Origin of the sequence: Reichenbachiella versicolor, assembly GCF_003171675.1 — a bacterium.
Lineage (GTDB): Bacteria > Bacteroidota > Bacteroidia > Cytophagales > Cyclobacteriaceae > Reichenbachiella > Reichenbachiella versicolor.
The window spans coordinates 19,215-42,452 of sequence record NZ_QFZQ01000016.1 but is presented as its reverse complement, the minus strand read 5'-3'; the positions used below and the strand labels follow the sequence as shown (position 1 = coordinate 42,452).

Annotated in this window: 22 protein-coding genes and 1 tRNA gene; 19 read left to right on the top strand and 4 right to left on the bottom strand. The window is 38.7% G+C overall.

Annotation, left to right across the window (positions count from 1 at the left end; translation table 11 throughout):
- The 7 genes from DKG80_RS20720 to DKG80_RS20685 all read left to right on the top strand — a co-directional run.
- A partial coding sequence (locus DKG80_RS20720) for an RHS repeat-associated core domain-containing protein (protein WP_162556039.1) occupies positions 1 to 1,131 on the top strand: 1,131 nt, incomplete at its 5' end.
- Complete coding sequence (locus tag DKG80_RS20715) at positions 1,128 to 1,499, top strand: hypothetical protein (protein ID WP_109833304.1); 372 nt, start codon at positions 1,128 to 1,130, stop codon at positions 1,497 to 1,499. The genes DKG80_RS20720 and DKG80_RS20715, both read left to right, overlap by 4 nt.
- A 229-nt stretch (positions 1,500 to 1,728) precedes the next feature.
- Positions 1,729 to 2,100 carry a hypothetical protein gene (locus DKG80_RS20710; protein WP_109833303.1) on the top strand — a complete coding sequence of 124 codons (372 nt, stop codon included), beginning with the start codon at positions 1,729 to 1,731 and terminating at the stop codon, positions 2,098 to 2,100.
- Positions 2,090 to 2,779: a tetratricopeptide repeat protein gene (locus DKG80_RS20705; protein ID WP_162556038.1), complete on the top strand. Its 690-nt coding sequence runs from the start codon at positions 2,090 to 2,092 to the stop codon at positions 2,777 to 2,779. The genes DKG80_RS20710 and DKG80_RS20705 overlap by 11 nt, the downstream gene beginning before the upstream one ends.
- 455 nt (positions 2,780 to 3,234) lie before the next feature.
- Entirely contained in the window at positions 3,235 to 3,696 is a 462-nt protein-coding gene (locus DKG80_RS20695; protein ID WP_109833300.1) for a hypothetical protein, read from the top strand.
- Positions 3,697 to 4,464: 768 nt separating this feature from the next.
- Positions 4,465 to 4,686, top strand: coding sequence for a hypothetical protein (locus tag DKG80_RS20690; protein WP_109833299.1), 222 nt, complete (start codon positions 4,465 to 4,467; stop codon positions 4,684 to 4,686).
- A 210-nt stretch (positions 4,687 to 4,896) separates the two neighbouring features.
- Positions 4,897 to 5,373, top strand: coding sequence for a hypothetical protein (locus DKG80_RS20685; protein ID WP_162556036.1), 477 nt, complete (start codon positions 4,897 to 4,899; stop codon positions 5,371 to 5,373).
- 129 nt (positions 5,374 to 5,502) lie between these two features.
- Here the strand turns inward: DKG80_RS20685 and DKG80_RS20680 are convergent.
- From DKG80_RS20680 to radA, 4 genes are all read right to left on the bottom strand, one after another.
- Positions 5,503 to 5,577: transfer RNA gene (locus DKG80_RS20680), tRNA-Pro, on the bottom strand.
- 123 nt (positions 5,578 to 5,700) lie between these two features.
- Positions 5,701 to 6,846 (bottom strand): THUMP domain-containing class I SAM-dependent RNA methyltransferase, encoded by a 1,146-nt coding sequence (locus DKG80_RS20675; protein ID WP_109833297.1) that lies wholly within the window; start codon positions 6,844 to 6,846, stop codon positions 5,701 to 5,703.
- Positions 6,847 to 6,977: 131 nt separating this feature from the next.
- Positions 6,978 to 8,345, bottom strand: coding sequence for a dipeptidase (locus DKG80_RS20670; RefSeq protein WP_109833296.1), 1,368 nt, complete (start codon positions 8,343 to 8,345; stop codon positions 6,978 to 6,980).
- A gap of 559 nt (positions 8,346 to 8,904) precedes the next feature.
- Positions 8,905 to 10,284, bottom strand: a complete 1,380-nt coding sequence (radA, locus tag DKG80_RS20665; RefSeq protein WP_109833295.1) for a DNA repair protein RadA — start codon at positions 10,282 to 10,284, stop codon at positions 8,905 to 8,907.
- 171 nt (positions 10,285 to 10,455) lie between these two features.
- Between radA and DKG80_RS20660 the strand changes: the two genes are divergently transcribed.
- The 12 genes from DKG80_RS20660 (at position 10,456) to DKG80_RS20605 (ending at position 22,988) form a co-directional block, all read left to right on the top strand.
- Entirely contained in the window at positions 10,456 to 10,680 is a 225-nt protein-coding gene (locus DKG80_RS20660; RefSeq protein ID WP_109833294.1) for a FeoA family protein, read from the top strand.
- Positions 10,677 to 12,788 carry a ferrous iron transport protein B gene (gene feoB, locus DKG80_RS20655; RefSeq protein WP_109833293.1) on the top strand — a complete coding sequence of 704 codons (2,112 nt, stop codon included), beginning with the start codon at positions 10,677 to 10,679 and terminating at the stop codon, positions 12,786 to 12,788. Before DKG80_RS20660 ends, feoB begins: the two co-directional genes overlap by 4 nt.
- Before the next feature lie 139 nt (positions 12,789 to 12,927).
- On the top strand, positions 12,928 to 13,506 hold the full coding sequence (locus tag DKG80_RS20650; protein ID WP_109833292.1) for a 30S ribosomal protein S16: 579 nt from the start codon (positions 12,928 to 12,930) through the stop codon (positions 13,504 to 13,506).
- Between the two features lie 7 nt (positions 13,507 to 13,513).
- Positions 13,514 to 14,047 carry a ribosome maturation factor RimM gene (rimM, locus tag DKG80_RS20645; RefSeq protein WP_109833291.1) on the top strand — a complete coding sequence of 178 codons (534 nt, stop codon included), beginning with the start codon at positions 13,514 to 13,516 and terminating at the stop codon, positions 14,045 to 14,047.
- Positions 14,037 to 14,717, top strand: coding sequence for a tRNA (guanosine(37)-N1)-methyltransferase TrmD (gene trmD, locus DKG80_RS20640; RefSeq protein WP_109833290.1), 681 nt, complete (start codon positions 14,037 to 14,039; stop codon positions 14,715 to 14,717). Before rimM ends, trmD begins: the two co-directional genes overlap by 11 nt.
- 9 nt (positions 14,718 to 14,726) lie before the next feature.
- Positions 14,727 to 15,686, top strand: a complete 960-nt coding sequence (locus DKG80_RS20635) for an L-threonylcarbamoyladenylate synthase (protein WP_109833289.1) — start codon at positions 14,727 to 14,729, stop codon at positions 15,684 to 15,686.
- Between the two features lie 149 nt (positions 15,687 to 15,835).
- Entirely contained in the window at positions 15,836 to 16,189 is a 354-nt protein-coding gene (rplS, locus tag DKG80_RS20630) for a 50S ribosomal protein L19 (protein ID WP_109833288.1), read from the top strand.
- 148 nt (positions 16,190 to 16,337) lie between these two features.
- Positions 16,338 to 17,108, top strand: a complete 771-nt coding sequence (gene dapF / locus DKG80_RS20625) for a diaminopimelate epimerase (protein ID WP_109833287.1) — start codon at positions 16,338 to 16,340, stop codon at positions 17,106 to 17,108.
- Between the two features lie 124 nt (positions 17,109 to 17,232).
- Entirely contained in the window at positions 17,233 to 17,631 is a 399-nt protein-coding gene (locus DKG80_RS20620) for a hypothetical protein (RefSeq protein ID WP_109833286.1), read from the top strand.
- 211 nt (positions 17,632 to 17,842) lie between these two features.
- The gene (gene secA / locus DKG80_RS20615; RefSeq protein ID WP_109833285.1) at positions 17,843 to 21,193 is read left to right on the top strand and encodes a preprotein translocase subunit SecA; all 3,351 of its coding nucleotides are present in this window, start codon (positions 17,843 to 17,845) and stop codon (positions 21,191 to 21,193) included.
- A gap of 25 nt (positions 21,194 to 21,218) precedes the next feature.
- Positions 21,219 to 21,773 carry an SPOR domain-containing protein gene (locus tag DKG80_RS20610; RefSeq protein ID WP_162556034.1) on the top strand — a complete coding sequence of 185 codons (555 nt, stop codon included), beginning with the start codon at positions 21,219 to 21,221 and terminating at the stop codon, positions 21,771 to 21,773.
- Positions 21,774 to 21,794: 21 nt separating this feature from the next.
- The gene (locus DKG80_RS20605) at positions 21,795 to 22,988 is read left to right on the top strand and encodes a M20 metallopeptidase family protein (protein WP_109833283.1); all 1,194 of its coding nucleotides are present in this window, start codon (positions 21,795 to 21,797) and stop codon (positions 22,986 to 22,988) included.
- The last annotated feature ends 250 nt before the right edge of the window (positions 22,989 to 23,238 follow it).

Here is a 23,238-nt window from a genome sequence, read left to right as displayed (position 1 = left end):
ATCATATCCTATGAAGAGTACCATCCTTTTGGTACAACATCGTACAGAGCTGGACGCAACGAAACCGAAACCTCACTCAAACGATATCGATATGTCGGTAAAGAAAGGGATGAGGAAACAGGACTCTATTATTATGGCGCAAGGATGTATATACCTTGGCTTGGTAGATTCTCGTCCGTAGATAGCTTAAAAGACGATTATCCTCATTTGTCTTCGTACAATTATGCGGATAATAATCCGATTAGTGATTTGGATATTGATGGAAGGCAGAATACAAGGACTCCTAAACGAAATCAAAGGAGGTTTGCTTCAAGACAAAGAGATCTTAATGGAAGTGCTCCAAACAAACTGAATCACCCTATAATAAAGGGGATTGATCAGGCAATGAGGGAAATTGGACAAGAGACTGAGCAGTTTTTCTTTGAAGATATTTTCAAGGCCGAAACGTATAAGACTCTTGGTAAAGTTGCTTATGAAGGCCTTATATCAAATGTCAATGTATTTGCTCTTCCTGGAAATGACATTGTAGAAACGCCAACTCTTAATGCTATTTCCGATTCTATAAATGAAACTATAGATAAGGATATTATTAATGGAGATACTCAATCAAGAACAAAAGCTATTACCAAATTAACAGTTGGTGCCGCTTCATCAATAGCAGGAGACAAAGGGCTATCTAAGATTAAAAGTGTTAGAAAATTATCAAAAATTGATGATGGTATTAAGATTAAGAATCCTGACATTAAGATTGGCAAGGATAATGTTACTGCAAAAACGGTATTCTCTATCAAAGATGTTACAGTAACAGAGAGAGGGATTGCCCAAGTAAAAAAACATTTATCACGACCTGAATTTGATTATGATGCTGGAAATGATGTCATGATTGCTAGATTAGAAAAAATATTAAGCGGAGATATAGAGGCAACTGATATAGATTTGAATTTTTATACTCATGAATTAAGAGAGTTAGAATTGATGTCAGAAGGTTTGCCATATAGACAAGCTCATATACAATCTTTAGAAGATTATGGCTTTGAATATAAGAGAGGGGTTGAAGAACAAAACTTGTATACTCCAGAGGCTAACAAAGCAAGTGTAGATTACCAGATAAGGGAAGCTAACAGAAGATGAAAAAAATAACTAAATATTGGAAATGGAATTCTGAAAAAGAAACCATTGATGGGATTAGTCTAGGAATGAATATCCAAGAGGCAATAGACTTGGGTCTTGTTAAATATATTGGAGATGGAAATTACGAAGTTAAAGGAGATAGAATTTATTCTATAGATGTAAATGATGATAAGATTACAAGTCTATATTTCACTTATCCATTTTTTGATTTCCTAAACAATGATGTTTGGGAAATGGAATTTGAGGAGTTCGATAAAAAAGTAACCTCAATCTTGAATCCTGCGAAAAAAGAAGACAAGGGTATCATTCTCTATGTGAACTTTAGAAACTATTTTGTCCATATAGTTGGATTACAACAAAATGAATAACTCTCTAGAATACTTTGGAGCTTAATGATAGTAATGCAGGGCTATCAATGGTGGGCTAGAAAAAATATCGGAGATGAAAAGTGGGAACTATACATATTGCTGAAGTTCTATCTCAGGCATTTCATTATAGGTTCTTCCCCCTGCTGGTGCGAGCGGAAAAGATAATCGCTAGTTCGAGCTTGTAGCTCGGACTTTACGATCTGCAAGACAACCGACTATCCTTTACTTCATGAATGACTATGATACGAGCTACAAGCTCGCACCAACAAGGGATGTAGTTAATGCGTCTCCATTAGGTCCAGTTGTTGAATATCAAGAGGCACAAACTAATGAAATCATGTTTGATGCTGCCTTCAATGAACTTCAAAGTATAATAGAACAAGGGCCTTTAGCTACCGAAGAGTTTTTACTAGATCATCCTGAATTGAACATGGAACTCATTTTCACCACAGCTGATGAAACTTCTAAGATCAATAGCGGAGATATTAACAATCTTAGTCAAATCAACGATCCGTTTAATCCAGAATTAGAAGACGCTCATATTATAACACGAAATGAAGACCGAACGTTTACCAAAAATTACAGTTTCAATGGAAATTAAATTATCCTTATTGGTGTTGAGTATTTTAACAATGAATATTCATGTTTGTTTTGGGCAGAAATATGGCGTTTCTTCATTTACACCAGATCAAAACAGGTTATACAGAAACGCTTATAGAACTTACAGCAAAAAGCAATACTCGAAAGCCATAACCTTATTTGATAGTCTATTGAAAGATCATCCTGACCATTGTGAGGTAATTTCATTAAAGAGTGCATCACTCAAAGGTTTAAAATCATTTGATGCCGCAATTAAGGGGTTTAATAATGCTTTATCATGTTACTATGACGACCCATTTTCACATGAGCAATTAGGTCATATTTATTCGGTACTAGAGAAATACGACAGTGCGGAACATTACTATAGCGAAGCATTAAAATCCGATAAAAGTAAGCTGCATTATGAGCATTTTGCCAATCTCGCAATAACTAAACGAGCCCAAAAAGATTACTCAGCTTCTATTGAATACTTGAATAAATGGATAACTGACTGTAAGCAAAGTACAACTCCTGAAAGCTCATGTGGAAATGCTTGGTATCTAAGGGCAGATTCCTATCATATTTTAGAAAAGTATAATCTAGCCCTCACAGACATCAATAAACATCTAGAAAATTACCCCGACGATACGTTGGCTCTCAAGCTCAAAAAAGAGGTCGAGATATGCCTAGCAGAAAAGTGATATGTTATGAAGCGAAAGCCTGCTTAGCCTTCACGTTTTGTAATAGACCATCGAGCGTATAAAGGATATGCTCTTTGTCCGCTGCAGGTAACTGGCTCAGCTCTTTGAGTCTCTGTAGCATGCCCTGATCTTTAAATAACTGATCATCTTCAGTCCCCCGTTGGTGCGAGCGGAAAAGATAATCGCTAGTTCGAGCTTGTAGCTCGGACTTTACGATCTGCAAGACAACCGACTATCCTTTACTTCATGAATGACTATGATACGAGCTAAAAGCTCGCACCAGCAAGGGGGATATTGCTGATTTAGCAGTTGGAACAGCAGCAATCGGTGTTACACTGGCAGGGTTAGCGGGAATAACAGTAGCCGCACCAGTTGCAATAGGCATAGGTATTGCTTCTGGGGTATATTTTGGAGCAAGATTGGGATATGATATTTACGACTCATATATTAAATAAATGAGTCTTTATTCAAAAATGTGGGCGCAAGCTTTAGGAACTAAAAATGCAGCTCCGGGGGGATATTCAAAAAAAGAAGCAGTTTTAGCTGTATATATTTATCTATCTGCCTTCATAGGTGGTAATATAATTTTACTATTTGGGTACATAAGATATTTTACTGGATTTAGCGTAAACGAAGCTTTAGGTGATTTACAATCGACTACAAAAAACATTATCATAGTGGCAATCACAATCGGATCAACTACCGTATTGAACTATTTTTATCTTATAAAAAACGACCGGTATTTGAAGATAATGGACGATTTTCACTACAAAGATTATGTCTCAGGCCCTAAAAGCTTCAGAGAAGTTATCGAAAGGCTGGGGCTAGTAATTTTTGTAATAGTATCAACATTAATTTCTGCATTTGTCACTGGCTGGCTTGGTAAAAAAGCCCCATTATTTGACCTATTTCCGTAGCCTACCCCCGCTAGTCCGAGGTGTGCCGAGAAGTGAAAGCTCGAAAAAATAATAATAACAGTTCTTTCACATGCTGTAATTGAGATGGAGGTATGGCCCTCCGAAGGCGGTTTTCAGGAACAGTCTTCAAACCACCCTACGGTGCTTGGTGAGTAATTGTCAGGTATTGAGCGGAATAGGGAAAAAGTATCTATAAAGTATCAGGTAGGTATAAAAGAGATGAACGCAAGTGAACCAACCGAAGACGTGTCGAGAAAGCGGAACTTATCGTCAAAACAAGACCCAGCTCCCCCGCTAGTCCAAACGTAGATAAAAAGTAATGGCTAGTTCGAGTTTGCAACTCGGACTTTACGTGCTGTAAGATGTGCGGTTAAGAAGAAATAAGACCAGTTTTCAGTCTGAGACTTGAATCCAACAACGATCAGTATTCTTTCTGACAAGACACTATTAATACTTACAACAAACACATATCAGTGAATCTCTCGTTGTTCACAAATGTGAAGAGGAGCCATAGAATATATGATAAGAAACATGTAAAAAGGGAGATTTAGCGATCAGAAAAAAGAAACATGATAGATTGTCTTATCGTTAGTTATTTCACAAAAAACCAGCCATATAAGACTTGATTCTAACCTATGAAATTGGTACTTTTGAACAAATTAGGCATATGAAACTTACAGGGTTAACAGTATTATTGGGCTATCAATGGCATGAATGTATTAATCATGTGGGGTTCTGTGCGGGAGATAAAGGGCAAAACCTATTTAAATGAAAAAAACAGAGCCATTATCACTGAGAGTAGCTAATGCTATGGTAGACATGCTAGACAATAGTACTTCTAGTATCAGTATAGATACGATCAGTCGCAGATTACACGCTTCATCAGATGACATACGCAGAGTAGTATATAGATTGTCTCACCTTGGAATGGCCAGAATAGACAAGGATCAGGTTTTTATTACTGAAGAAGGCCTTTCAGAAGTAGCCTAGTTTATTTGAATTATCTATTGATTTGACCACATCACTTTGGCGGATTACTTCCCCTTATTAATAGCTTGGGCATTTGCCTATTTGATATCCATGCTTGAATATGGATACAGGAAGTTTCGAAACAATTACTTTCTCCTTTTCCGCTTTTCTATACCCTTTCACGTTTTTGGATTCTTACACGGTGCATTGGCCGCTCTTATTTATTGGGCCATGAAAACCAATCATGTTCTTCCTACTGGACAAGTAGCTTCGGTACTGAGTCCCATCAGTATTGGCCTAGGTATCAAAGGACTTACCAACCTGAATTTTTACAGCATCAGTTCTAAACCATCTTCCAAAAGCTCAAGCAATGAAGATATTCAGTTTATACCGGTAGGTCCTAAGTTGATCATTGACGCGCTGGAGAGGTATTGCGAAACACTGATAGAAAATAGTCATGATCAGTACATCGATAAGCATGTCTATCGATCTATAGATATCATCAAGACAGTTGACAAAGGAATAATCTTACAGCATATGCAGCGATGCTTGCCACATAAGCTCAAGAAGATACAGCGGATGGCTTTTATGCAAGAAATCGAACAGACTTTGAAAGAGAATAATTTCGACCTTTATTATGGGATGAGATTATTTGTCAATCAATATGGTCTTCACCGTTACAAGAGACTAATCGATACACTCAGTTGATGAGTCTCTATTTTACTAACAGTTTCAAACTGCCATGAGGGAAATTGCTTCCTTGAAAAAGGTCTCAAACGAACTTTATATAAAAAAGAAAAGCCTAGCAACTGCTAAGCTTTTCTGTCTCTATCAGAGTCGGAGTGACTGGATTCGAACCAGCGACCCCCACGTCCCTAACGTGGTGCGCTAACCGGGCTGCGCTACACCCCGAAACCTTGAAGGTCTGCAAATGTAGAAAACCAGTTGAAATTATCAATGGTTGACTGACAATTGTCAAATATCTATATGCTTTGAAAAAGGTCTTTACTATTTGCTCAGACGATTATGGTAAGGCTATTTTTTTCTGCTTCCTTCGTACAGTTCGTATTCCAGTAGCCTACAGTCTATCTTGGCATTCATAAACTCAATTCTGCGCTTTGGACGTAAACCTATTTTCTTAGCTAGAGATAAGTTACCAGTGAAAATATAACCCACTTTCCCTTTGCAAGACTGCTTGAAAAAGTCACCAATCTCAGAATATACTTGCTGAAGGGGACCTTCATCCCCAAGACGTTCACCGTACTCAGGGTTTAGCATCACGACTCCCTTACCTGAGGGAACAAAAGTCTTTTCGAATGAGCATCGTTCAAAGTTGATGATATGATTTACACCAGCGAGCTTAGCATTTGCTTCTGCTGCTTTGAGTGCATCACCATTCCAATCACTAGCGATGATGGTGGATTTAATCTTTAGATTCGGTTCTACTTTAGCCACTTCTTCTTTCCAAAGCGATGGGTCGTAGCCATTGATATGCATGAAACCGAAGTTTTTACGCTTCCATCCTGGAGGAATACCAGCTGCCATAAGTGCGGCTTCGATCGCTAAAGTCCCACTACCACACATAGGATTGATGAAAGTTCCTTTCTGATCATTCCAGTCGGCGGCAGTCAGACAGGCTGAAGCTAGAGACTCTAGCATCGGAGCTTTAAAAGGAATCTTTCGGTAGCCGTGCTTAGAAATAGTTTCACCAGAAGTATCGAAATAGACATAGACTTTATTGAGATACCAATAGAGATATAATACCGTGCGATCGCGTTCCTTACCAGAGTCTGGACGAAAACCGTTCTCTTCTTGCATCTTATCTACAATCGCATCTTTCAATTTTAGATTAGCAAATCGCGTATCCAGAATATGGTCATTCTTTACGAAAGATTGAATAGAGATAAATCCATCTTTTGGGATAAGCTTATGCCAAGGAATTTTCTTTGCTTCTTTGTAGAGCGCATCTGGACTATTTGCTTCAAAAGATTTGATCAGCCAAAGTACTTTTGAGGCAGAGCGAAGGTTCATATTGAGGTGCATGACTTCCTTCCAGCCACCCTCTACAGTGAGACCTGTTCTATCCTTTCTCAATATTCTGTAACCCAAATCTTCCACTTCCTTTTGGAGGTGAGGGATGATTAAGGGTTGACAATTGACTACTAATTTACTTCTGCGCATTTTGTCTCCATTGAAGCTTTATAAAATCTAAAAAGAATATAAAGCATTGATTGATCTACTAATGAGTCTCATCGACTGAGCGATAGCTCATTGGGTTGAATTCCCCGACCGCTAAGTCGGGGGGCTTCGTCTTATTTTGTTTCTGCGAAATATTGGTGAAACCAAGATATCGTTTCGATACCCTTCATGTAGTTTTCTACACCATAGCTTTCGTTTGGGGAGTGAATAGCATCTTCGTCTAGTCCCATTCCAAGCAGTACGGAGTCAACTTTAAGTTCTTCGTTGAACAGTGCGACGATAGGAATACTTCCTCCATCTCTTGTAGGGATTGGCTTTTTGCCCCATGCTTTTTCCACCGCTTGGGCTGCTGCCAAGTATCCTTTGGAATCAGTAGGTGTGACAGCAGGATCACCACCGTGGTGAGGAGTGACTTTTACTTTCACGTAATCAGGAGCTATGTTTTCTATATGCTTTACCAATAGCTCCGTGATTTCGTCACTAGACTGGTTCGGTACGAGTCTAGTCGAAATCTTAGCGTATGCTTTTGATGGGAGTACAGTTTTGGCTCCCTCACCGATGTAGCCACCCCAGATACCATTGACGTCTAGAGTAGGTCTGATACCAACTCTTTCAAGAGTGGTATATCCATCTTCGCCTTTTACCGCAGCGATGTCAAGATCTTTTTTGTAATCTTCTTCGTCGAATGGAGCAGCGTTTAAGTCAGCTCTCTCTTGAGCAGTGAGCTCTACTACTTTGTCATAAAATCCAGGAATAGTCACACGGCCTTTGTCATCCATCAAGGATGAAATCATGTCGCATAGGGTGTTGATTGGATTAGCTACTCCACCACCATACACTCCAGAGTGAAGGTCACGATTCGGGCCAGTTACCTCTACTTCTAGATAGCTAAGCCCTTTAAGACCTACGGTGATTGAGGGACAGTCATTGCTAATCATACTGGTATCCGAGATCACGATGATATCAGACTTTAGTTTTTCCTTGTTGGCCTTCACAAAATCACCCAGGTTGTCCGATCCGACTTCCTCTTCACCTTCGATCATGAACTTTACATTACAAGTCAATTCGTCGTTGGCGACCATTGCTTCAAAGGCTTTTACGTGCATATAGAATTGACCTTTATCATCACAGGCTCCTCTTGCGTAAATTCTTCCGTCTTTGATTACAGGTTCGAATGGAGGTGAATCCCATAGATCCAATGGATCTGCTGGCTGAACATCATAGTGTCCGTAGACAAGAATGGTAGGTAGACTTTCGTCAATAATTTTTTCGCCATAGACGATAGGGTGTCCAGGAGTCTCACAGATTTCGGCTTTGTCACAGCCCGCCTCCTTAAGTTTGGCCTGTACAAAGTCAGCCGTCGCTCTTACTTCATCCTTATATTGTGAATCAGCACTGATTGATGGGATTCTAAGAAGTTTAAATAGTTCGTCTAAAAACTTCTCTTGATGATTTTTGATGTATTCTACACTTGCGTTCATATCTCTTTGTTTTATACTGGACAGGCGGAAAAACTCAATTGGCAGCAAAGATAAGAAGCTACACCATAGATGACATATTTTATTGAGCACACCTAGGTCATATGGTAAATGATAGTGTGACTATTCCAGACTAAATACCTATTGCAGTGATTCATAATCATGAAGCTTCTTAATATTATAGTCTCTGGTTCAATGGAGGCAAAAACTGAGTAGTGATACTTGAATTAGCTATTGCGGATGATAAGAGTCTAGTTATGGTATTAGAAAAGTAGATTATGATATCCAATCTATATGTTATGATATTTGATCAGGCTGTTATGGAAGTGTAGTTCTACGTTATGGGATATAATCTGTCTATTATTAAGATTAAGATATACATTATGATAGTTGAGAAGGATATTATGAATATCTGGGAGATAATTATGGCAATAGAGAAGTAGATTATGGCATCATAGTGATCAATTATGAAACAATAGTTGTGTAGCTAGGCTTTCATAATTGAACTCCGGTTGACTATATATGTCTACTGAAAATGTACAAAGCAAAGCTTCTTGATTCATCAAGAAGCCAGTTCTTTGAACACTTCAGCAATATTGCTGACAAATGTCACTTTGATATTACGATCCATTTTCTCCAGACCTTTTTGACTTGATGAAGAAACATAGATTTCTTCAAATCCGAGTTTTTCTGCCTCTAGGACTCTATTGTCTATCCTATTTACTGCTCTTACTTCTCCGCCAAGACCAACTTCTCCGACAAAGCAGATTTTAGAAGATATGGCACGATCCTCATATGAGGAGACGATCGACACGCATACACTTAAGTCCAACGCTGGGTCATCAATCTTCAATCCACCAGCTATATTCAGAAAGACATCTTGATTGCCAAGGCGTAATCCACCGCGTTTTTCCAAAACGGCAAGCATCATATTCAGGCGCTTGGCATCATAGCCCGTAGTACTTCTCTGAGGGGTACCATAGGCAGAGGCACTTACCAAAGCTTGCGTTTCGATCAACAATGGTCTATTGCCTTCAATAGTAGCACCGATTGTTACACCACTAAGTTCATCCGCTTTATCTGATATCAAGATTTCTGATGGATTAGAAACTTGTCGCATACCGTCGCCGAGCATTTCATATATGCCGATCTCTGATGTACTTCCAAATCTGTTTTTGACTGTTCTTAGAATACGATAGCTCAGATGCCTGTCTCCCTCAAACTGCAAAACAGTATCAACCATATGTTCTAAAACCTTTGGTCCGGCTATGGTACCTTCTTTCGTTATGTGTCCGATCAAGAAAACGGGGATATTAGATGTCTTGGCAAACTGAAGAAGTTCTGCAGTACACTCTCTGACTTGGCTGACACTACCTGCGCTACTTTCTACTTTAGGAGAATGCATCGTTTGGATAGAATCAATGATTAGAATGTCAGGGTCTAGCTGTTTGATTTGTTGGAAAATGTTAGTCAGTGAAGTCTCGGTCAGTAGGTAGCAATGCTCCCTTTCGCCTTTGTTCATCCTGTCCGCTCGCATTTTTATTTGCTGAGAGCTTTCCTCTCCAGATACATAGAGCACTTTCCTTGAAGATAAGCTTAATGCCAATTGCAAAAACAAGGTAGACTTACCGATTCCCGGTTCACCGCCTATCAAGACAAGAGACCCAGCAACAATTCCCCCACCTAACACTCTGTCAAGTTCCAAGTCACCAGTCAGCATTCGGTCACTTTCCTCTGCTTTGACTTCTGTTAGTTTTACAGGTTTATTGGGTAATCCAGAGGGCTTTTCTTCGCTACTCCATATTCGAGTATTCTTATCTTCCTTAGAAACTACCTCTTCCACATAAGTATTCCACTCTCCACATGAGCTACACTTACCCGTCCACTTCGGAGACTGAGCACCACAGTTTTGACAGATATAAATGGTTTTTGCTTTTGCCATGCCCAAAATGAATGATTCTATCCCAAGAATAGAAAAAAAGGATACTGAAAAGTTTCTCAATATTTAATGAGTGACTGTAATCATGTCATCTATTATGCATTAGATCATTATTATCTATTCATTATTAAATGAATATCCTATGTTTGCGCTTATTTTTATCAAATCTAAATAATGGTTTCTGTAGCTGATCTCAAGCCTGGTCAAAAAGGCATCGTGAAGGATTTCAATGATGAATACATCTCACTCAAGCTTCTTGAGATGGGAGTTCTTCCAGGAACGGAAATCGAAATGAAGTTTGCTGCTCCTCTCGGTGATCCTATTTGTATTCGAGTGACAGGATACGATTTGTCCTTGAGATTAGAAGAAGCACGCACCATCAGTTTGTCCGAAGCATGAGTCAAGACACCATCAATATAGCACTAGTCGGTAATCCTAATGCCGGCAAAACGTCCATGTTTAATCAACTGACTGGGTTGAACCAAAAGGTAGGGAACTTCCCTGGTGTCACGATGGACAAAGTTTCAGGAGCATTTACCTACAAAGGCAAAGAAATCAATGTCGTTGATTTACCAGGTACCTACAGTATTTATCCACGTACGATGGATGAGCGTGTAGTATTTGATGTCTTAAGTGATCCAGAAGCTTCTGATTTTCCAGATGTGATAGTGGCTATATTAGATGCTTCTAACCTTGAAAGAAACCTTTTGCTTTTCTCTCAAGTCAAAGACCTTGGAATCCCGACTATTCTAGCCTTAAATATGTTGGATGCCGCCAATAAGGCTGGTTTAAACATAGATATATCAGCCCTTGAAAAGGAATTTGACACTAAAGTCGTGACCATCAACGGACGTACAGGTGAAGGCTTAGATCGATTAAAAAAACAGATTGTATCTGTTAAAAAACAAAAATCCGAGTGCTTCTATGATATCAACTCTTTTTGTCCCGGTCTGATTCCAATCATTAAGGATAGGTTCAATATTGACAATGATTACGTAGCCTACCAATATGCTCAGCAGACAGAAAGTAAATCATATCTTTCTGTAGAAGAAATGCAGTTCATAGCAGATGCTAAAGTGGAGCACAACTTCTGTGATAGACAATATCAAACCAAAGAGACAGTTGATAGATACAATCTGATCAGAGAGAAATTAGCGAAAGTTGTCACTAAATCAGATGAGGAGCTAGGCAGGAGTTTTGCTAATAAACTGGACAAAGTACTTACTCATAAGGTCTATGGTTATGCTATTTTCCTTTTGGTTTTGTTTCTGCTGTTTCAGGCCATCTTCAGCTGGGCAGAACCTTTTATGGATTTGATTGATACTACTTTCGCTAAGTTGAGCTCTGGCGTGAGTCAGTTCTTACCAGAAGGAATCTTAACTAATCTTATTGTCGAAGGTATTATTCCTGGTTTGGGAGGCGTAGTGATTTTTATCCCACAGATCGCTTTGCTATTCTGTTTTATCGCGATTTTGGAAGAGTCTGGATATATGGCTCGTGCCGTATTTCTGACCGACAAAATAATGCGCAAGTTCGGCCTGAATGGTAAGTCCATAGTTCCGTTGATATCAGGAGTCGCCTGTGCTATACCTGCCGTGATGGCTACCAGAAACATTGAAAGTTGGAAAGATCGAATCATAACCATATTTGTGACACCATTTATGAGTTGCTCGGCAAGACTACCTGTCTATGCTATTTTAATTGCCCTAGTTGTTCCAAATGAATATGTGTTTGGGTTCTTGCACCTTCAAGGTCTAGCCCTCATGGCTCTATACTTGGTTGGGTTCTTAGGAGCTATACTATCGGCATTAGCCATGCAAAAGATTTTGAAAGTAAATGAAAGAAGTTACTTCATCATGGAGCTTCCTGTCTACCGATGGCCAAAGTGGAATAATGTAGGAACTACTATCTATTCAAAAAGTAAGACATTCGTTTTTGAGGCTGGTAAAGTAATTCTTGGGATTAGCGTTATTCTTTGGTTTTTGGCTTCTTATGGAGTTGGCGATGAGTTCAACAATCCCGATAAATACGTACAGCAAGAAAATCCAGAGTTGGTAGTAGGGTCTAAGGAGTATGAAGACGTATTAGTCTCCTATAAATTGGAGCATTCTTTTGCAGGAGTCATGGGAAAAGCTATCGAACCAGCCATTAGGCCTTTAGGCTATGATTGGAAAATTGGTATTGCCTTGATCACTTCATTCGCAGCACGTGAAGTTTTCGTAGGAACAATTGCTACCATATATAGTGTAGGAGCGGATGCGGAGGATGAAGCTACGATTAAGGAAAAACTTAGAGCTGAAATCAATCCATACACAGGTCAACCGATGTATTCATTGGCTCTTGGAGTATCACTTATGATCTTTTATGCTTTTGCGATGCAGTGTATGAGTACATTGGCAGTGGTCAAGCGAGAGACCAAGTCTTGGAAATGGCCAATATTACAACTGTTCTATATGTCTGGAGCAGCATATGTCTTTGCCTTTATTTCTTATCAGTTGTTGAAGTGATGTTATCTGCAGTGAATCAAATAAAACAATGTTTATTGACTCATAGCTAATCATTTCACTTTCAATAATTTTCTATTTACATTTGCGCTCATTTTACTAAAACTGCGGACGTGTTCCGCGACTTTAATTTAAAAGCTAAATGGCAGTTAAAATTAGATTGGCTCGTAGAGGCCGAAAAAAGAGAGCGATTTACGATGTAGTCGTAGCAGACGCTCGAGCACCACGTGATGGTAAATTTATCGAGAAGTTAGGTTCGTTCAATCCAAACCATGATCCAGCGATCATCAACATCGATGTTGATAAAGCTTTCAAATGGGTAATGGATGGTGCACAACCAACTGAGACAGCAAAAAAACTTCTTTCTACTAAGGGAGTTTTATTGAAGAAACACCTGCAAGTAGGTGTGAATAAAGGAGCAATCACTCAGGAAGATGCTGATAAGAAGTACGAAGCATGGATTGCTGAGAAAGAAGGATTGATCCAAAAGGAGGTTGATTCTGTAAATGCAGCTAAAGAAGCTGATAAGAAAGCTAAACTAGATGCAGAAGCAAAAGTGAATGCAGCTAGAGCTGAAGAGTTAGCTAAAAAGCAAAATGAGTTGATCGCAGCCGAAGAGGCAGCTAAGGCAGAAGCCGAAGCAACAGCAGAAAGTGCTGAAGAGCCTGCAGCGGAAGCAAGTGAAGAAACTCCAGCAGAAGAAGAAAAAGCTGCTGAATAATTAGATTATGAAGGTTGAAGATTGCTACCAACTCGGTTATGTGATCAAAACCCATGGTTTGAAGGGTGAGGTTCAGCTAATGTTGGACGTTGATGACCCATCAGCATATCAAGAATTGGAATCAGTACTCATCCTTCAGGGTGGAGCGCTGGTTCCATTTTTTTTAGAGTATATTCAGGTCAGTGGGAAGAAAGCACTAGCTAAATTCGAGGAAACCGAAAGTATCGAAGAAGCATCACCCATGGTTTCTTGTGAATTGTTTCTTCCTTTGGAAATATTACCTGAGTTGCCTGCTGGTGATTACTACTACCATCAATTAATAGGTTTGGATTTATATAATGACGACCAACTCTTAGGTAAGGTCGATCAAGTGTATGAAATTCCACCACAAAATTTGATTTCATTGATATATAATGGTGTCGAAGTCATGATTCCAATCAATGATGAAATTATCAAAAGGGTAGATATCAAAGAAGGAAAGATAGAGGCACAACTGCCGGAAGGTCTCTTAGAGGTGTATTTGGAAGACAATGAGAATTGATATCGTCACATGCTTGCCTACAATGTTCAATGGTTTTATAGACCAAAGCATTCTTAAACGAGCCAATGATAAAGGCATCGCGGAAATTCATGTTCATAATCTCCGAGATTATTCCACCAGTAAACAAAAGAATGTAGATGATTATGCTTTTGGTGGTGGCGCTGGTATGGTTCTGATGATAGAGCCAATAGATCGATGCATTGAACATTTAAAATCTCAAAGAAGTTACGACGAAGTTCTTTATATGAGTCCTGATGGGGAGCGTTTAAGTCAAACTATTTCTAATGGTCTTAGTCTTTGTGAAAACATAATTATTCTTTGCGGTCATTATAAAGGTGTTGATGAACGGGTACGAGAGCATTTAATTACTCGTGAGATTAGCATTGGAGACTATGTTTTATCAGGGGGAGAATTAGCGGCGGCCGTAGTTTCGGATTCAATTATTAGATTGATTCCAGGAGTGTTGTCTGATGAGACATCAGCATTAACAGACTCTTTTCAGGATGATTTAGTAGCTCCGCCAGTATACACAAGACCAGCCGAATATAAAGGATGGAAAGCACCAGAGATTCTACTATCAGGTCATAATGCTAAAATTGAAGAGTGGAGATTTGATCAAGCTGTGAAACGAACTCAGCAAAAACGACCTGATCTGCTGAAAGAAGAATAATATTCTGCAATGAGCATCATTTCCAGTGATATTGATATGGCCGTTTCCATTTTGAATAGAAACGAATTAGTAGGCATTCCCACAGAGACTGTTTATGGATTAGCTGGAAATATTTTTAGCGAAAGCGCCATTCATAAAATATTTGAAACCAAACAGCGACCTCTTTTTAATCCACTCATCGTTCACGTTCATTCCTTAGATCAACTGCTGGGTTTAACAGAGGAATTGCCTGACAAAGCCAAACAGCTTGCGGATCATTTTTGGCCCGGCTCTTTGACATTGATTCTTAAAAAGAAAGCCATCATACCGGACTTGATTAGTGCAGGAAAAGATACAGTAGCAGTTCGAATGCCTAATCATCCGGTGACCATTCAATTATTAAAGAGATTGGACTTTCCTTTAGCAGCACCAAGTGCAAATCCATTTGGGTGTATTAGCCCTACTTCAGCTTCACATGTGGATGGTTATTTCAAAGACAGCATTGAAATGGTACTTGAAGGAGGAGATTGTCAAAATGGAATCGAATCAACTATTATAGGTTTTGAACAAGGTGAACCGATCTTATATAGATTAGGTGCCATTTCGCGAGAGGAAATAGAAAATGTTGTTGGGTCCATTCAGTTGAAAAATAAAGATGACAAGGCACCTGAGGCTCCAGGTATGCTTTCAAGACATTATGCTCCAAGGACAAAAACTTATTTAGTACGAGACGTTTCAAAGGCTCTTGAAGAGTTTTCTGACAAAAAGGTAGGTGTCATTTTATTCAAAAGAGTTTCTAATATAAATGCAGATAAGGTTATTATTCTTTCTCCGAATGGAAATTTGAAAGAAGCCGCTTCAAAACTCTACAATACTATGCATTATTTAGATACGTTAGAATTAGATGCTATAGTAGCAGAAGAATTTCCCAATGAAGGTTTAGGGCTTTCTATTAATGATAGACTTAGGAGAGCAACAAAAGATGCTTGATACTAATAATAGAGAAAGCTAAGTCTGTGACTTACAATGTATTTATCGGCAAGAAAAATATTTGATATTTGTAATAATCATTAGTTTAAAACAATTAATCCTCTATATTTGCACTCCAATTTTCAGAAGAGGGCATAAAAGCTAATAAGATGAGCGAGCTAATAAAATTAATAGAAGACGAAAGCAAAGAGAGAAGAGCAGAGCTTCCTTCTTTCGCAGCTGGCGATACAGTTAACATCCACGTTAAGATCAAAGAGGGTAACAAGGAGAGAATCCAGCAGTTCCAAGGAACTGTTATGCAAATAAAAAACCCTAACTCAAACGGTGAAACTTTCACTGTAAGAAAGATTTCAAGTGGTATCGCTGTTGAGAGAATTTTCCCTCTACTTTCTCCAAACATCGAGAAAATCGAAGTATTGAGAAAAGGTAAAGTGAGAAGAGCAAGACTTTATTACTTGAGAGGTAGAAAAGGTAAAGCGGCTAGAATTAAAGAGAAACTTTAATATTAAGCTTTTGAAAAAATTTAAGCCACTTCGCTATTGCGAGTGGCTTTTTTTTCGCCCATTCATATATTTGCCTTGTATCAATTCACAATTCTTCAATCCTTTTTGGCATCAGAATTGATACACCGTAGCCACCTAATATATTAATATGACTATTGAATTTTACAAATATCAAGGTACTGGGAACGACTTCGTAATGATTGATAACCGAAGCGAAGCCTTTCCTCATGACGAGAAGCTTGTACAAAAACTCTGTGATCGTAGATATGGAATTGGAGGTGATGGTTTGATTTTAATTCAAAACTTCGATGGTGTAGATTTTGAAATGGTTTATTTCAACGCTGACGGTAGTCAAAGCCTTTGTGGAAATGGTAGCCGATGTGCAGTTAGTTTCAGTAAGTTCCTAGGAATTATTGATTCAGAAACGAGATTCCAAACTATAGATGGGCCACTAGAAGCCAAGATTAATGGAGATATAGTAGAATTGAAACTTAATGATCAAGAATACCCTGTAAAAAATGAAGACCATTATTTTCTAAACAATGGTTCACCACATCACATCATTTTTGTTGAAAGAGCAGAAGAGGCTCCTGTCGTAAAACAAGGAAGGACAATTCGTAATTCAGTTAAGTATAGCCCAGAAGGCACGAATGTCAATTTTGTTGAAGTAAAGGATCAACATTCTGTGTATGTTCGTACTTATGAAAGAGGAGTTGAAGACGAAACATTATCCTGTGGCACAGGAATTACGGCTTCTTGTCTTGCAGCAGCGGACAAAGGGCTAATGAGTCCCATCAAAGTGACTGCTCCTGGAGGTGATTTAGAGGTAAAATTTAAAAATACACAGAATGGTTCATTCACTGATATTTGGTTGATTGGACCAGCACTACAGGTTTTTGAAGGTAGAGTAGTACTATAAGTCAGACTGAAAAAACGTATCTTACCGATTAATTGGCGGAAAAGAAGAGCCAATTAAGACATAATCCACCCCCGTCATGAGGAAAGTGCTACTCGCTCGCCCTAGCCATTTGATTATTTCTGATATGAAGAAACTCATATCCAGTGCAAATTGTGATCCAATTCCTTTAAGCTCAATAAATCAATTATCTGAATTTGAAACGGAGAGTATTGCTGGAATTGTTATTTCTACGGCTTTATCATCTCCAGTAAAAAACAAGTACTGGGAAGTATTACAAAACTCTATTGAACAATTTCCAGGCAAACCTATTTTCCTTGCCTCTTTTGCTTCGGTTAGAAGCTCCAAGGTTACAATTTCTGCAGCATTAAAAAAGAACAATATAGATTTTGATGTTTTGTCCTGTGAAGAAGTATCACATGGATTTGATACCAATAAAGAGATAGTATTGCTTACTCAAGGGGAAATCTCAGACGCCGAAAAGTTTCATCGCGTATCAGAACTAGTGAAAGCGGTTCTTAGATGAATAGTAATAGAATCGAAATAACTTTCTACAAGCCTTCAAATCATAATCCTTTCTATAATCTAGCCTAATACCAAAAAGCCACTAAATTTACCGTCCATTTTGGCGGGGCATGCGTAGTATGTTTCGGACTTATTTTTAAGTTATTATAGTTTTAGATATACCAGTAGCATTCCGACCGCACATGCGAGATCGGAAATAATCATAGACGAATATGTTAGATTTCATAGCCAAGGGTGCCGCGAAATTGTTCGGAACGAAGGCAGACAGAGACTTGAAGGAGTTGACACCTTATGTAGGCTTGATCAATGCAGAATATGCAAAGTTATCTTCTCTTTCCGATGATCAATTGAGAGCAAAAACTCAAGAATTAAAAGATACTATTGCTGAGCGGTTAAAGTCAATAGATGACGAAATGGCTAAGCATCACCAATATATCGAGGACAATCCAAATATTGATATTGCCGAAAAAGAGCAAGTGTTTGGGCAAATTGATCAATTGGAGAAGAATCGAGATGAAAAGCTAGAAGAGGTTTTATTGGATATACTTCCAGTTGCTTTTGCTGTAGTCAAAGAAACTGCTAGACGCTTGACAGAAAATGAGAAGTTGACAGTTCAAGCCACTATGATGGACAAGATGTTGGCAGCTAAGAAGTCAAATGTTGAGATTCAAGGAGAGACAGCGATTTGGCACAACAAGTGGACAGCTTCTGGAGTTGAGGTAGAATGGAAGATGATTCATTATGACGTACAGCTGATTGGAGGGGTCGTTCTTCATCAAGGAAAGATCGCTGAAATGATGACTGGTGAAGGTAAAACGTTGGTAGCTACACTTCCTGCCTATTTGAATGGGCTATCTGGCAGAGGTGTTCATGTTATTACAGTGAACGACTACCTTGCGAAAAGAGATAGTGAATGGAATGCTCCAATCTTCGAATTCCATGGTTTAAAGGTAGACTGTATCGACAAACATAGACCAAACTCGGCTGAGCGAAGAGAAGCATATGCTTGTGATATTATTTACGGAACGAATAATGAATTTGGTTTCGATTATTTGAGAGATAATATGGCGCGTGAGCCAGAGGAGTTGGTACAGAAAAAGCACCACTTCGCTATGGTCGATGAGGTTGATTCAGTGTTGATTGATGACGCTCGTACACCACTCATTATTTCGGGACCAATTCCCAAGGGAGATGAACATGAATTTTATGAGCTGAAACCAAGAATTGGTAAGCTGGTAGATGCGCAACGAAAATTAGTTACCTCTTATCTAACTGAAGCTAAGAAGAAAATTGCAGCTGGTGACGAAAATGAAGGAGGTTTAGCACTTTTTAGAGCTTTCAGAGGTCTTCCTAAAAATAAACCTTTGATCAAATATCTATCTGAAATGGGTATTCGTCAAGTTCTTCAAAAGACAGAGAATTTTTATCTTCAAGACAATCAAAAAGAAATGCCTAAGGCGGATGAGCCGCTTTATTTCACTATTGATGAAAAGTCTAATTCTATTGAACTTACAGATAAGGGTATTGATTTGATTACTGGTGAGGGTGAAGACCCTAACTTCTTTATCATGCCTGATATTGGAACAGAGATAGCGAAACTGGAAGCGAATACTTCTTTAGATAGCACAGAGATGCTTCACCAAAAAGAAGAATTGATCAGAGACTATTCTGTAAAAGCTCAAAGAATTCACTCAGTAAACCAACTACTAAAGGCCTATGCTTTATTTGAAAAAGATACAGAGTATATTGTCGTAGATGGTAAAGTTAAGATAGTAGACGAACAGACAGGTCGTGTAATGGATGGTAGACGTTATTCTGATGGTCTTCATCAAGCGATAGAGGCGAAAGAAAATGTTACTGTAGAGGATGCGACGCAGACCTATGCAACGATCACTTTACAGAACTATTTCCGTATGTATCACAAGTTGGCAGGTATGACGGGTACTGCAGAAACAGAAGCTGGTGAACTTTGGGAAATCTACGAACTTGACGTAATTGTTATTCCGACTAATAGGTCAATCCAACGACAGGACATGGAAGATAAGGTCTACAAAACCATGCGTGAAAAATTCAATGCTGTGGCGGATGAGATTGTCGAGTTGACACAAGCCGGTAGACCTGTATTGGTGGGTACCACTTCCGTAGAAATTTCTGAGGTAGTCAGTAGAATGCTGAAGATGAAAGGTATAAATCACCAAGTTTTAAATGCAAAACAACATGCTAAAGAGGCAGATATTGTAGCTGAAGCTGGTAAACCAGGTACTGTAACGATAGCTACTAACATGGCTGGTCGTGGTACGGATATTAAATTGACTGAAGAGTCTAGGGCTGCCGGTGGTTTGGCGATTATCGGAACTGAACGTCATGAATCTCGTCGAGTTGACAGACAGCTAAGAGGTAGATCAGGTCGTCAAGGTGATGTGGGTTCCTCTCAATTCTTTGTTTCTCTAGAAGACAATTTAATGCGTCTATTTGGTTCGGATAGAATCGCTAAAGTAATGGACAGACTTGGTCTAGAAGAGGGAGAAGTGATACAGCATAGTATGATCACAAAGTCTATTGAAAGAGCTCAGAAAAAGGTAGAAGAGAACAACTTTGCTACTCGTAAACATCTATTAGAATATGATGATGTGATGAATTCTCAGCGTGAGGTGATTTACAAACGAAGAAGAAATGCGTTATTCGGAGAGCGTTTGGATTTAGATATCCTAAACATGCTTTACGATACGGCTGAGAATATTGCTAATAATTCTAAGGACTCGATGGATTTCCAAGGTTTCAAACTTAGTGCATTAAGTGCATTAGGGTTGGATACTAAGATTTCAGAAGATAATTTCAATTCAATGTCGAATGAGGATCTTGGATATTCCCTGTATGAGGAAACTTTGAAAAATTATCAAGCCAAAAATGATATGGTGAGAGATCGATCATTACCTGTACTGAAAAATATCCATAGGGAGCGTGGAGCTACTTTTACAAATGTGCAAGTACCTTTTACAGATGGTCAAAAAGGAGTCGGAGTAGTAGCTAACCTTGAGAAGACTATAGAAACAGAAGGACGTGAGATGATCAAGGAGATGGAGAAAATAATAGCTCTATCTACGATTGACCAAAACTGGAAAGAACATTTGCGCGAAATGGACGATTTGAAACAGTCGGTAAGAATGGCAGTCCACGAACAGAAAGATCCATTATTGATCTATAAGTTTGAATCTTTCAATATGTTCAAAGGTTTTGTTAACAAGGTCAATGAAGAAACGGTTAGCTTTTTGACTAAGGCTGAGATTGCTAGTCAGGATCCTGATCAGGTACAAGAAGCTAGAGCACAGAAGGCTAAACAGAACTATGAAGAATCGAAGGAAGAATCTGGTTCTGTATTGTCAGCGAATTCAAATAGAACAGCTCCAGTAGAAAAAACAGCTCCGATTAAATCAGATAAAGTTTATGGAAGGAACGATAGAGTGACAGTACAGTACACTGACGGATCTGTGAAAGAAGATGTCAAATTCAAAAGTGTTGAAAATGATGTCAAGGAAGGAAAGTGTGTGGTGATAGAAAAATAACTCTTGAATCCCTAAATGCATACAATTGAAAAAGCTTAGAATCAATATTGCTCCGATGTATCCAATCATTACAATAGCTGCATTGTTACAGTTTTGCGCTCCAAAAGCAAGTAATACTGTAGCTACAGCTAGTTATGAAGAGGACCTGTCAATATATCGTAAGGAATATGCTGTAAAAGATGACAATTCAAATACAAAACCTGTAAAGCAGGAAGAAGAATTTGTAAAACCTGACATCGAGCCGACCAATCATATTCGCGAAGAATTGGATAGTATTAGACAGATTATTATTGCCCAGAGTAAGGACACTAGATATGTGGAGGGTTGGACTATTCAGCTTTATTCAGGAAACAATAGAGACAAGGCCAATGAATATAAACGCAGGGCTTATGAATTGGTGGAAGGAGTACGACCTAGGGTATCTTATGAACAGCCTAATTACAAAGTGAGAATGGGTCAATACTTCGATAGGTTGGAAGCGAATGCGGATTACACACTTGTAAAATCTAACTTCGGAAGAGCGGTATTGGTGCCTTTCAAAATAAATATTGAAGATTATCTAGAGACTTTAGATAATTAACCTGTCTCAAAAAAAGCTAGAATGGGTTTGTTAGAAAAAATAAAAATGCGTTCAGCAGAACTTCATGCTGAGACCGTGAACAATAGACATCACTTGCATGCTAATCCGGAGCTTTCTTTCAAAGAAGTAGAAACGGCTAAGTATGTAAAAAACTTCCTTGAAAGTAAAGGCTTGAAAGTTAGGTCAGGAATTGCTGGTAATGGACTTGAAGTACTGATACAAGGAAAAAACCCATCAAAAAAAACTGTAGCGCTTCGTGCAGATATGGATGCACTTCCCATCGTGGAAGAAAATAATGTCCGATATAAATCAAAGAATCATGGTGTAATGCATGCGTGTGGTCACGATGTTCACACATCATCACTTCTGACTAGTGCGGTTATTCTACATGAAATCAAAGATGAATTTGAAGGTACAATTAAACTTATCTTTCAGCCTGGAGAGGAGTTACTACCAGGGGGGGCGTCTTTAATGATCAAAGAAGGCATTCTTGAAAACCCTAAGCCTGAAAGTATATTTGGCCAACATGTAATGCCATGGATACCTGCGGGTAAAGTAGGGTTTAGAAAAGGAATGTATATGGCTAGTGCAGATGAACTTCATGTCACTGTAAAAGGAAAAGGGGGCCATGCTGCATTACCAGACCAAGTCATAGATCCTGTATTAATTGCATCACATATAATCGTCGCACTTCAGCAGATCGTAAGCCGTAGAAATGACCCTAAAATACCGTCTGTCGTTTCTTTTGGATTTGTTGAAGCAAAAGGAGCTACTAATGTCATTCCAAACGAGGTAAAAATTAAAGGAACATTTCGAACTTTGAATGAAGACTGGAGGTTTGAAGCTCACAAGAAAATGAAAAGACTTGCAGAAGGTCTTGCAGAATCCATGGGAGGGTCATGTGATTTTGATATTCATGTAGGTTATCCATATTTAGAAAATAATCCGGAGGTAACCAGTAGAGCCATTCAAGCTGCAGAAGAATTTTTAGGCAAAGAAAATGTTATTGACCTAGATGTATGGATGGCGGCAGAGGACTTTGCGTACTATTCACAAGTATCGGATGCATGCTTCTACAGACTGGGTACTAGGAATGAAGAAAGGAACATTGTTTCAGGTGTGCACACTCCCACTTTTGATATCGATGAAGATGCATTGAGTTATGCACCAGGATTGATGGCTTGGTTGGCTATCAATGAACTTACAAACCAATAAGAGGTAATTCTTTTAATATTAAAAAAAGGCATTTCCTTAACATTGCGATATCTATAAACTTGTTTCTGCTAATCTAGAATTACATTATTCCAACCATCAATAATTTATTTCCATGATAAGAGGTTCAATATTATATGTCTCTTTGGAAAGTGTAATATTGAGTGTTTTTTGCTTTAAGCATAGGTTGGTTTCATAACTGACACTAGATGTATTCTTGGTAGACGTGTCTAAATAAACATTACATGTTGAG

Bases quoted from the DNA above. Each gene is read 5' to 3' on its own strand.
- DKG80_RS20695 (WP_109833300.1), top strand. From the start codon at position 3,235: ATGAGTCTTTATTCAAAAATGTGGGCGCAAGCTTTAGGAACTAAAAAT.
- DKG80_RS20705 (WP_162556038.1), top strand. From the start codon at position 2,090: ATGGAAATTAAATTATCCTTATTGGTGTTGAGTATTTTAACAATGAAT.
- trmD (WP_109833290.1), top strand. From the start codon at position 14,037: ATGAGAATTGATATCGTCACATGCTTGCCTACAATGTTCAATGGTTTT.
- dapF (WP_109833287.1), top strand. From the start codon at position 16,338: ATGACTATTGAATTTTACAAATATCAAGGTACTGGGAACGACTTCGTA.
- DKG80_RS20685 (WP_162556036.1), top strand. From the start codon at position 4,897: ATGAAAACCAATCATGTTCTTCCTACTGGACAAGTAGCTTCGGTACTG.
- DKG80_RS20620 (WP_109833286.1), top strand. From the start codon at position 17,233: ATGAAGAAACTCATATCCAGTGCAAATTGTGATCCAATTCCTTTAAGC.
- DKG80_RS20710 (WP_109833303.1), top strand. From the start codon at position 1,729: ATGAATGACTATGATACGAGCTACAAGCTCGCACCAACAAGGGATGTA.
- rimM (WP_109833291.1), top strand. From the start codon at position 13,514: ATGAAGGTTGAAGATTGCTACCAACTCGGTTATGTGATCAAAACCCAT.
- DKG80_RS20690 (WP_109833299.1), top strand. From the start codon at position 4,465: ATGAAAAAAACAGAGCCATTATCACTGAGAGTAGCTAATGCTATGGTA.
- feoB (WP_109833293.1), top strand. From the start codon at position 10,677: ATGAGTCAAGACACCATCAATATAGCACTAGTCGGTAATCCTAATGCC.
- DKG80_RS20675 (WP_109833297.1), bottom strand. From the start codon at position 6,846: ATGCGCAGAAGTAAATTAGTAGTCAATTGTCAACCCTTAATCATCCCT.
- DKG80_RS20650 (WP_109833292.1), top strand. From the start codon at position 12,928: ATGGCAGTTAAAATTAGATTGGCTCGTAGAGGCCGAAAAAAGAGAGCG.
- DKG80_RS20715 (WP_109833304.1), top strand. From the start codon at position 1,128: ATGAAAAAAATAACTAAATATTGGAAATGGAATTCTGAAAAAGAAACC.
- DKG80_RS20670 (WP_109833296.1), bottom strand. From the start codon at position 8,345: ATGAACGCAAGTGTAGAATACATCAAAAATCATCAAGAGAAGTTTTTA.
- DKG80_RS20635 (WP_109833289.1), top strand. From the start codon at position 14,727: ATGAGCATCATTTCCAGTGATATTGATATGGCCGTTTCCATTTTGAAT.
- radA (WP_109833295.1), bottom strand. From the start codon at position 10,284: ATGGCAAAAGCAAAAACCATTTATATCTGTCAAAACTGTGGTGCTCAG.
- rplS (WP_109833288.1), top strand. From the start codon at position 15,836: ATGAGCGAGCTAATAAAATTAATAGAAGACGAAAGCAAAGAGAGAAGA.
- DKG80_RS20605 (WP_109833283.1), top strand. From the start codon at position 21,795: ATGGGTTTGTTAGAAAAAATAAAAATGCGTTCAGCAGAACTTCATGCT.
- DKG80_RS20660 (WP_109833294.1), top strand. From the start codon at position 10,456: ATGGTTTCTGTAGCTGATCTCAAGCCTGGTCAAAAAGGCATCGTGAAG.
- secA (WP_109833285.1), top strand. From the start codon at position 17,843: ATGTTAGATTTCATAGCCAAGGGTGCCGCGAAATTGTTCGGAACGAAG.